7 protein-coding genes are annotated in these 9,217 nt (G+C 49.2%); all 7 read right to left on the minus strand.

The window, feature by feature from the left end:
* Positions 1–555 precede the first annotated feature (555 nt).
* Positions 556–1,011: an REP-associated tyrosine transposase gene (locus tag B2Z72_RS02180; protein WP_296985635.1), complete on the minus strand. Its 456-nt coding sequence runs from the start codon at positions 1,009–1,011 to the stop codon at positions 556–558.
* Positions 1,012–1,665: 654 nt separating this feature from the next.
* Positions 1,666–2,280: a hypothetical protein gene (locus tag B2Z72_RS02185; protein WP_296985632.1), complete on the minus strand. Its 615-nt coding sequence runs from the start codon at positions 2,278–2,280 to the stop codon at positions 1,666–1,668.
* Positions 2,273–4,450: a GumC family protein gene (locus tag B2Z72_RS02190; RefSeq protein ID WP_296985629.1), complete on the minus strand. Its 2,178-nt coding sequence runs from the start codon at positions 4,448–4,450 to the stop codon at positions 2,273–2,275. Before B2Z72_RS02190 ends, B2Z72_RS02185 begins: the two co-directional genes overlap by 8 nt.
* Positions 4,451–4,492: 42 nt before the next feature.
* Positions 4,493–5,032: a polysaccharide biosynthesis/export family protein gene (locus B2Z72_RS02195; protein WP_296985626.1), complete on the minus strand. Its 540-nt coding sequence runs from the start codon at positions 5,030–5,032 to the stop codon at positions 4,493–4,495.
* Between the two features lie 155 nt (positions 5,033–5,187).
* Positions 5,188–6,375: an outer membrane beta-barrel protein gene (locus tag B2Z72_RS02200; RefSeq protein WP_296985624.1), complete on the minus strand. Its 1,188-nt coding sequence runs from the start codon at positions 6,373–6,375 to the stop codon at positions 5,188–5,190.
* Between the two features lie 144 nt (positions 6,376–6,519).
* Positions 6,520–6,921, minus strand: coding sequence for a VanZ family protein (locus tag B2Z72_RS02205; protein WP_296985623.1), 402 nt, complete (start codon positions 6,919–6,921; stop codon positions 6,520–6,522).
* Positions 6,922–7,066: 145 nt separating this feature from the next.
* Entirely contained in the window at positions 7,067–8,413 is a 1,347-nt protein-coding gene (locus tag B2Z72_RS02210; RefSeq protein WP_296985620.1) for an undecaprenyl-phosphate glucose phosphotransferase, read from the minus strand.
* Between the last annotated feature and the right edge of the window lie 804 nt (positions 8,414–9,217).

The following is a 9,217-nucleotide window of genomic DNA, read 5'->3' on the forward strand; positions in this document are numbered from 1 at the left end:
CCCTACAATTCAATCTGGGATTCGAAAATTTGTAGGGTGCGCAATGCACACCAATATCCGTAATGTCCGGCTCCCCCGGCTTCGCGGGTGAACCCGCTCCTACAATTCAATCTGGGATTCGAAAATTTGTAGGGTGCGCAATGCGCACCAATATCCCTGATGTCCGGCTCCGCCGGATTCGCGGGTGAACCCGCTCCTACAATAAATGGCCTATTCACAATCACCTTGTAGGAGGTGCTTCAGCTCCGATGGCCGCAGGCCCATTGAACAGCTTCGCGGCTGAACCCGCTCCTACAATTCAATCTGGGATTCGAAAATTTGTACGGTGCGCAATGCGCACAAATATCCCTAATGTCCGGCTCCGCCGGATTCGCGGGTGAACCCGCTCCTACAATAAAATGCACATTCAGATTCACCTTGTAGGAGGTGCTTTAGCTCCGAGGCCGCAGGCCCATTGCACAGCTTTCGCGGGTGAACCCGCTCCTACACAAAACAACAGACCCATTGCTAAAACTTCGTGGAAGAACCCGCCCCTATAATTTCAGGACTACCGACTCATATCCAAACCGCATCCCAAAATGGATAATCCCCCACCTTCCGACAAATGCCCGCACGCACAGGATTCATAACGATATACCTCGCCGCAGGCAATATATCCTCCTCACGCCTGATAGCCCTGTCATGAAATCCACGATCCCACACCATGCCTGTACGTCGACCTGTCTTGTTAACCACCATCGCGGAGCGGGATTTCATAAACCGGACAACGGATGATAAATCACGTCTCTCTCCCAACTGCAAAAGGCAATGCACGTGATCTGGCATGACCACCCATGACAACAGACGAAATTCATTACCGGAAGAAAAGGCATGCATCGCTGTACACACGGCCCTTGCCATCTGCCAATCAATAAATAACGGTTCACGATCTTTTGTGGTTGCCGTAATCAGGTAAACCTGACCAGGTTGAGAATAACGCCCGTGACGAAGGGCAGAATGTCCTTGTTCCATAGTTCCTCCATAACGTCATCATGACATGACGACCGTTATGAAAAATCAGGAGAGAGGATTAACAGGGTTGCCTGTTTGAAGAAGTTTTACGTATTGAGTGGCAATCGGCCCCTAAGGCATGGTCACGTGGACGTTTTTCGTTGGGAAGATGTTGTGGCAATGTTAACTGTTTGTAAGGTGCGTAATGCGCACCAATATCCCTAATGTCCGGCTGTGCCGGATTCGCGGCTGAAGCCGCTCCTACAATAAATCGCCTATTCACAATCACTTTGTAGGAGGTGCTTCAGCTCCGATGGCCGCAGGCCCATTTAACAGCTTTCGCGGCTGAAGCCGCTCCTACAATAAATCGCCTATTCACAATCACCTTGTAGGAGGTGCTTCAGCTCCGATGGCCGCAGGCCCATTCGCAATCTTCGCGGCTGAAGCCGTTCCTACAATGGTGGATGATTCGATTCGCGGCTGAAGCCGCTCCTACAAAGAAATGCAGGCCCATTTAACAGCTTTCGCGGCTGAAGCCGCTCCTACACCACACAACAGACCCATTACTAAAATTTCGCGGCTGAAGCCGCTCCTACAACAAATAACAGGCCCATTGAACAGTTTTCGCGGGTGAACCCGCTCCTACAATGGAGGGTAATTCGATCCACTGGTACCCTAACCGCGGCAATAATTCTTAACCATACCCCATGGCAAACGCACGCAGAGGGTTAATTTCACTCCGGTAATATCGGCAGACTCAAACACTTTAACCCGGGTGTTATATGCCGTGGTCCTGATCCGTTCAACAACCCAGGCCTGCTGCTCTTGCGACAGTTTATTCCACGTATACATAGACAGGGTTAACAGGCCAGAATCCAGACCACGTTCATTAGGGGCCAGTTCAACGATCTCGGCAAACCGCCGCTGAATATCTTCTTCTGGCGCATTCATTACCACAGCAATATCGAATGCACCGAGTTTGTAATACGGCCACAGCGGGCGTTTCTGCTGCGCAGACTCCCAACGCTGCATAGCGTATTGCAAATGCTCATCACGCTGCTCAGGCGCGACTAAATAGGCACGCTCACGCTCGTAACGGGCAATGGCTTCATCAACATTGGGATTATAAAAAGAAAGTGTATCTGCCAAAGTTAGCCAGGTGTTTTCCTGTGCTGTGACTTCCGCCGATTTACCAATCGCAAGAAACGCGGAGACAACCGCTAAATGAAGGGCAAATGCCGCTGGCAGCAACAGCAGCCAGCGCATTTTATACAACCACTGATTAGTCATTGGTTGTGTAGCTGTAAGCACCGCCGTAGCTGGAGTAATGATCACCATAGCGTGCTTCTTTTTCAACGTTCACCTGGTTCAGCGCAATACCCAGAACACGGGCATTGGAATCACTCAGGCGATCAACACCGGATTTAACCAGCTTGTCTTTGGTCGAGTCCGCTTTAACCACATACACAACGCCATCAGTCAGGGTAGACAGATACAACGCATCACTAACCGCATGCATTGGCGCAGAGTCGATGATAATACGCTGATAGCGTTCTTTCAGCGTATCCAGCAGATGACGGAAGTTTTTAGACGCCAGCAACTCCAGCGGATTCGGTGGAACCGGCCCTGAAGACATCACATCAATACCCAGCTCTTCCACATGATGAATACATTCATCCAGCGTATCCGGGTAAGCAACCGCAGAAGACAGACCAAGGCCATTACCAGTTAACGCCAGCTTCTTAGCCACGGTCGGACGACGCATATCAGCATCGATCAACAGGGTTTTTTCCATCTGACCAAAAGCCTCTGCCAGATTGGTCGACGTTGTGGTTTTACCTTCTCCCGGTACAGACGAGGTTACCAGCAGCACGTTCGCTGGATGCTCAAGCCCTGCCAGCGTCAGACTGGTACGCAGGGTACGGAAAGCCTCGGTAAATGAGCCGTCCATATTCTGCGAAAATGCCCGAACCAGAGAATCCGCCTGCACATCGCTCTCAGGAACGTCTTCTTTTTTACGTTTTACCAGCGGCAACAGACCGAGCAGGGAAACGCCAAGCTTACGATCAACATCACCTGCATTTTTAATCGTGGAATCCAGAGCATCGAACAAGAATGCCAGAAAGACCCCAAACATTCCGGAAATAACCATTGCCAACATAACCACCAGTTTCTTCCGTGGTTTTACCGGTACTTCAGGTTCTACCGCCGGGTCAATAATGCGAGCGTTAGCCGCCTGCATATCGCCTGTTTCGGCCGTTTCCCTTACGCGGTTAAAGAAGGTTTCATAGAGGCTGCGATTTGAGGCAACTTCCCTTTCATACTCGTTCAACTGAAACTCAGTACGGTTCAATACACTGGCTCTCTGTTTGGCATCTTCCAATGCCTGATTCAGAGATCGTTCTTTAGACAGAGCAACTTTGTAGTCATTCTCCAGACTGCTGGCGATACGTGACATCTGCATATGCATTGATTCACGAACAGCGGTAAGGTCCGACTGGGCAGCAATCATTTTAGGGTGCAGCGGCCCATAGCGCTTACTTAACTCAGATACTTTCAGCTCTGCGGTTGTTTCACTCTCACGCAGACGCACGACCAGCGAATTGTTAACAATTACTGGCAAGCTACTGAGATTTTCGTAACTTTTATCCTTAAGAGAAGAGAGTTGCTTATAAGCACCCTCCAGCTCAATACGCTTGGTACGAGCAGCAACAAGGTTCTGTGTAATCTGTTCAATTTCTTTACTGACCAGAGTACTGACCCCCTGAAGATCTACCAGACTGTTTTCTTCACGGTATTTCTGTAGCTTTCTTTCCGATTCTTCCAGACGTTCTTTAATGCCGCCAATACGATCAGAAAGAAGGCCTGATGCCTGCTGAGTCACATCTATTTTGGCTTCCATCTGACTTTCGATGTACGCAATCGCAAAAGCGTTAGCTGCTTTGGTCGCTAACTGTGGTGATCTTGAATCAACAGATATTTTAACCAGCTGCGTCTTAGTCACAGGCGTAATGGTTACTGACCGCCAGAAACTCTCGATCGTCCGATCCAGAATCTTCTCTTCCGTCGGCGGTTCACCCTCACCGAAGATCAGCGTTCGGAAAGAAAACGATTTCTTATTAGCTGGATGAAATGGGTTAAATTCAGGTTCATTAACCAAACCTAAACGCTGTACCACGCGTCTGGCCAGATCCCTGGACTTCAATATCTCAAATTGAGTTAACAGATATTCTGAAGACTGACTGGAGAGACCATAAACCTCTTCTATCGATAAGATTTTTGCTTCTTCAGACTCAATGAGCATCGTCACTGTGGAGCGATAGACTGGCGTAGCAGCCAACACAACCAACACCGAGATCAGTGTAACCACCGCACTTAAAGCAATAATCTTTTTTATTTGCCGACGTACTATTTTCCAGTAATAGCTCAGCTCAATAACTTCCAGACCTGAATCGGCCATCCCAGAAAACTGATCCCGCTTATTCATTATTCATCAAATCCATCAGAAGAAGCTTTGTTCAACAGTAACAACGTCACCAGGCTTAACAATATCCGAAAGCTTTACAGATATTTTATTCTCTTCTGCATCGCGGACATCCGGCGCACCATCGTGAATCACATAAATTTTGCTTTTTGATGCGCGCTCAGTAAAACCACCAGCTACCGAAATAGCTTTGTCTATAGTTAACCCAGGGTGAAAGGGATAGCTTCCCGGCTTTGAAACTTCACCGGTTACATAGAAAGGACGATATTCGACAACCGAGACAGTGACACTGGGATTGACCAGATATGGGCCTTTAAGCCCTTTGATAAGACTGTTCTCAAATTCTTCCGGGCTAAGACCAGCAACCTGAATCTCGCCAAGCAAAGGGTAAGAAATACTTCCTGATGGACCAATCCTTACTTTCTCTATGCTCAGATCCGGTTCGTCATAAACACTGATACTGATCTGATCGCCAGCGCCCAGTTCATAGCGCCCGGCATCCGCATTAACGGTCGAAGCAAACAACACCGTCAACAGCAATAAAACACGATACATCATGCTGTGATCCAAATTCCCCATTAACCCCGGTAATATACCGACTAAAACAGCCCCAAATCAGGAACCACTAAAAACAACGACGGCCTGCTCAAGGCAGGCCGGACATCTGACACTCAAAGATCTGCATCTCGCCAGATCTTTGAGTACTCATCTTTTTATAGCGCGACGTTCAATGCCAGACTGACAACGTTTTTATCATAGTCAAAATCGCTGACGTCAGAGTCACGGTTACTGCCATCGTAACCCAGGCTTACTGCCGCATTTTTAGTGAATGTATATACACCCTTAACGCCATAGCCAACGGTGGTATCGTCGCGTCCTGCTGGGTCATCAACATACTCATCATTGGCCAGGGACAGGTCCGCTACCAAAGAGATAAAGGCAGAGAACTCATGTTTCCAGTTCAGTGCGGTATAATCGCTGTCGATATAATCACCAACACCGGTGGTTTCATTGGCAGTCTGCATCGTGGTCAACGTGAACACAGAATATGACACTGGTGAATAAGTAACCGACGCTTCCCAGGTAAAGGTATCTCTGGAGTCTTTATCAGAATCATCAAACTTACGATCCGACAGACCCACTTTTACTTCACCCGTGGTTTTACCGGTAATATCCCAGCTGGCACCGACCAGATAGCTGGTCACGCTGCCGTCTGCGGCGATAGCTGAGTCGTTGTCATAGGAAATATCGGAGTTACGTACTTCAGCAATAGCTCTGGTCGCATTACTCACGCGAACCCCGAGGCGCGCACCCAGCATGGTTTTATCATGGTCGCGATCCGCGGTGATAAAACGGTTGTTCTGATACTCTTTATTGTAACTTTGTCCGTAAACACCAATGTTGAACAGAGCAGTATCCGCACCATAGGTATATGCCAGGTCAAAGGTGGTCTCATCATACTCATCAGGCTCTGAAACCGTGGTGGCAGCAGAGCCTTCAGCGGTACCGGAACCACGGTCATCGTGATCCTGATTATAGGTGGCACCATAGGTGATTTCGTTACGGGCATTCAGCTCACTTTGACCTACTACACTTGTTCTCAGATCCGAGTAATTGTCATCGTCGTCTTCTGAGTACTGCCCCATATCGGCAACAAGACTAGCCTGTAACTGAGTCGCCCCCAGATCAGCGGCCAGCATCACAGCAGGCTTAAAGCGGGTAATAGTAGACGAGGTAGTATCAGTATTTTGCTTATAAATGTTGTCGTCGTTTTCAACACTTAACTGCGCCGTTGGCAGCAGTGTTACACCACTCCCCAGACTGATGCCCTGTGGCTCGAGTGCGTTTGCACTTCCACTCATGATTACCAATGCCAGCGAAGTCAGCTTCCAGGCCTGCATACGATTCCCCTAAAATTTCCCAAATTTGTCACTGCCAGGCAGCTACATAAATAATTTCATCAGAGTCTGCGCGAAGCCGGGCCGATGTAAATCAGCCAACATTATGAGACTTTTGTTCCAATTCGTTTTTTCAATTTGTTTGTTTCAGTTCATTCTGTTCGCCTTCTTTCGGCTGAACAGAAGAACACTCTTCATTCCGATGACATACAGCACAACACCTGCCAGCACACCTGCGATACCACTGGCAGTGTCCTGCCATTCAAACCGTCTTGTGGCTATGTAATATTGGTGGGCTTCGTCTATCAACAGGGCCGTTACCAACAGCATTACAACAGTAACGAGCCGTCCAATCATTTTTAAGGGCAGCTTACGCTCCGCCGCCATATTGGCCAGCAGCGACAAAATGAGCGCGAGACCAAAGTGCATCCACTTATCGCCGCCCATCCAGTGCTCAAGCGCGTATATCTCAGTAAGGAAAAGGCCCGCCGACTTCAACCCGCTGAGCAATACCAGAAGGATTGCGTAGCTTACAAACAGCGGAACCATAATACCTCGCCGCCTTAGGGAGAGGCGCCGCTTTAATCGCTTGCCTCAATCCCTCAAACATCCCTCAAACATCCCTTAAACATTTCCACCGTATCATACTGATTAATTGCGCACTCCAACACCCGGACTAGCAATTTAACCTAACTCAGTGAACATTCTTGCCGGTAAACCCTTTAAACAGGGTCAGCAGGATAATCTTGATATCCATCCACAGAGACCAATGGCGGATGTAATCCAGATCGTAGTCCACACGGCCGCTCATTTTGTCGAGCGTATCGGTCTCACCGCGATAACCATTGATCTGTGCCCAGCCCGTGATACCCGGCTTAACCTTATGGCGCAGCATGTAATATGGGATCAGCTTGCGATACTGCTCGTTGTGAGCAACTGCATGAGGCCGTGGCCCAACCACCGACATACTGCCCTGCAGCACGTTAATAAACTGTGGCAGTTCATCCAGAGAAGTCTTACGGATAAAAGCACCGACCGGCGTAATCCGGGCATCGCCCTTTGTCGCCTGCTTCACTTCACTGCCATTATCCATGGTACTCATAGAGCGGAACTTCCAGACCTCGATGGAACGGCCATCCAGCCCATAACGCAGCTGTTTAAAAATAGCCGGGCCAGGAGACGTAATCTTCACGATAGCGGCAATCACCAGCATAGGGATGGCAATCACCGACAGCACACACAGCGAAAACACGATATCGAACATGCGCTTCAGCACATCGTTTACACCGGAGACAGGCGTCTCGTAAACGCTGAGCGTCTGCATACTGCCCACCTGGCACAGGCGCGCATGCAACAGGTTGTATACGAAGAAGTCCGGGATCAGGTGAACAGAGGCAGTAGTGTCGCCACAGCGTTCCAGAATTTCAGCGATGCGCTTTTGTGCTTTCAGCGGCAGAGCAATGTAGATAACGTCAAACTCATCGTCTTTTGCCCGCTGAATCAGCTCTTCAATACTGCCCTGCAGTACCGCTTCCGGGAACTCGGTCTTAACACGCTCCGGGCTACGATCATCGAAGAAACCCATAAAGCGATAGCCCAGCTGCGGCATATCCTTAATCTGCTGACGCATACGCCAGCCACTTGCGTTGACCCCCACAATCACCACACGGCGACTGTTCAGGCCACGGCGACGCAGAGTCGACAGAACATTGCGTACGAAGAGCCGCCAGGCAAACAAAGCCAGCAAAGTGGAAAGCATCCACGCACCAATCGCTATCCGGGAGAAACTTTCGGAAACCTTAAGTGAGAACGCAGCGAGCAGAACACCAGCGCAGGCTGTCAGCCAGGCCAACGTCATCATCGACAGCATGTTGGTTACAGAAGCAGAACGCCAGGAGCGATAGAGCTCCAGAGATTCAGATACCAACAGAAAAACGCAGACGGCGATAAGGCCAGCCACCATGTAGGAAGGTGACAGCTCCAGGCCGTTTAAACGTACTGCAGCCAGCAGTACAAGAAGGATAATCAGAACATCGGCCATGCGATACGCAGCACTAAAGCTGTTCTGATTTGAACGAATCAATCCCTGATCATTCATATCTGACTCCAAAATAATGACAAAACCAATTTAGGTACAACCCACTGTCAGGACCGCGGATTATGTCGACTGCGTCACATATTGTCTAGCTGACTATCAATATAAGCCGGAAGTGATAAACCTTCGCTAATTTTATCTGTGGCGCGATAAGGCACACCCGACAAAGTGAACGAAGATTGTTACAAACAATGAAAAATGATGACTTTCTTACCCGGATTGACCAAAAGGAATACCGCAGAAAACGCCGCCGCTATAGGCATTCAAGGAGAGTTCAGTCGAAAGTAGTACAAATATAGTAATTTAATCAAAGTACAGATTTTCAGTGCCGATCATGGCCACGCATCACGCAGAGCAGGTTCAATTTCCCGGCAAGTTTTGTATTTGTTCGGCAAATCAAAACTGTTTGTTCGGGCAAATGTGCACCACAGCCCGGTAAATTGGCCACAACAATAAATCGTTGGGGCGGGTTCAACCGCGCAGGGCGTAGGAGTCTGTGGTGTTATTGTAGGAGCGGCTTCAGCCGCGAAGGGCGTATGAGTCTGCGGTGTTATTGTAGGAGTGGCTTCAGCCGCGAAGGGCGTATAAGCCTGTGGTGTTATTGTAGGAGCGGGTTCACCCGCGAAAGGCGTATAAGTCTGCGGTGTTACTGTAGGAGCGGGTTCACCCGCGAAATCCGGCGCAGCCGGACATTACGACTATTTATAAACGATTCATTGCACCCGTGAATCCTGCGAATGGGCCTGCGGC

It is taken from the genome of Thalassolituus sp. UBA6592 (genome assembly GCF_002433655.1).
In the GTDB taxonomy this organism is placed as follows: Bacteria; Pseudomonadota; Gammaproteobacteria; order Pseudomonadales; family Oceanobacteraceae; genus Venatoribacter.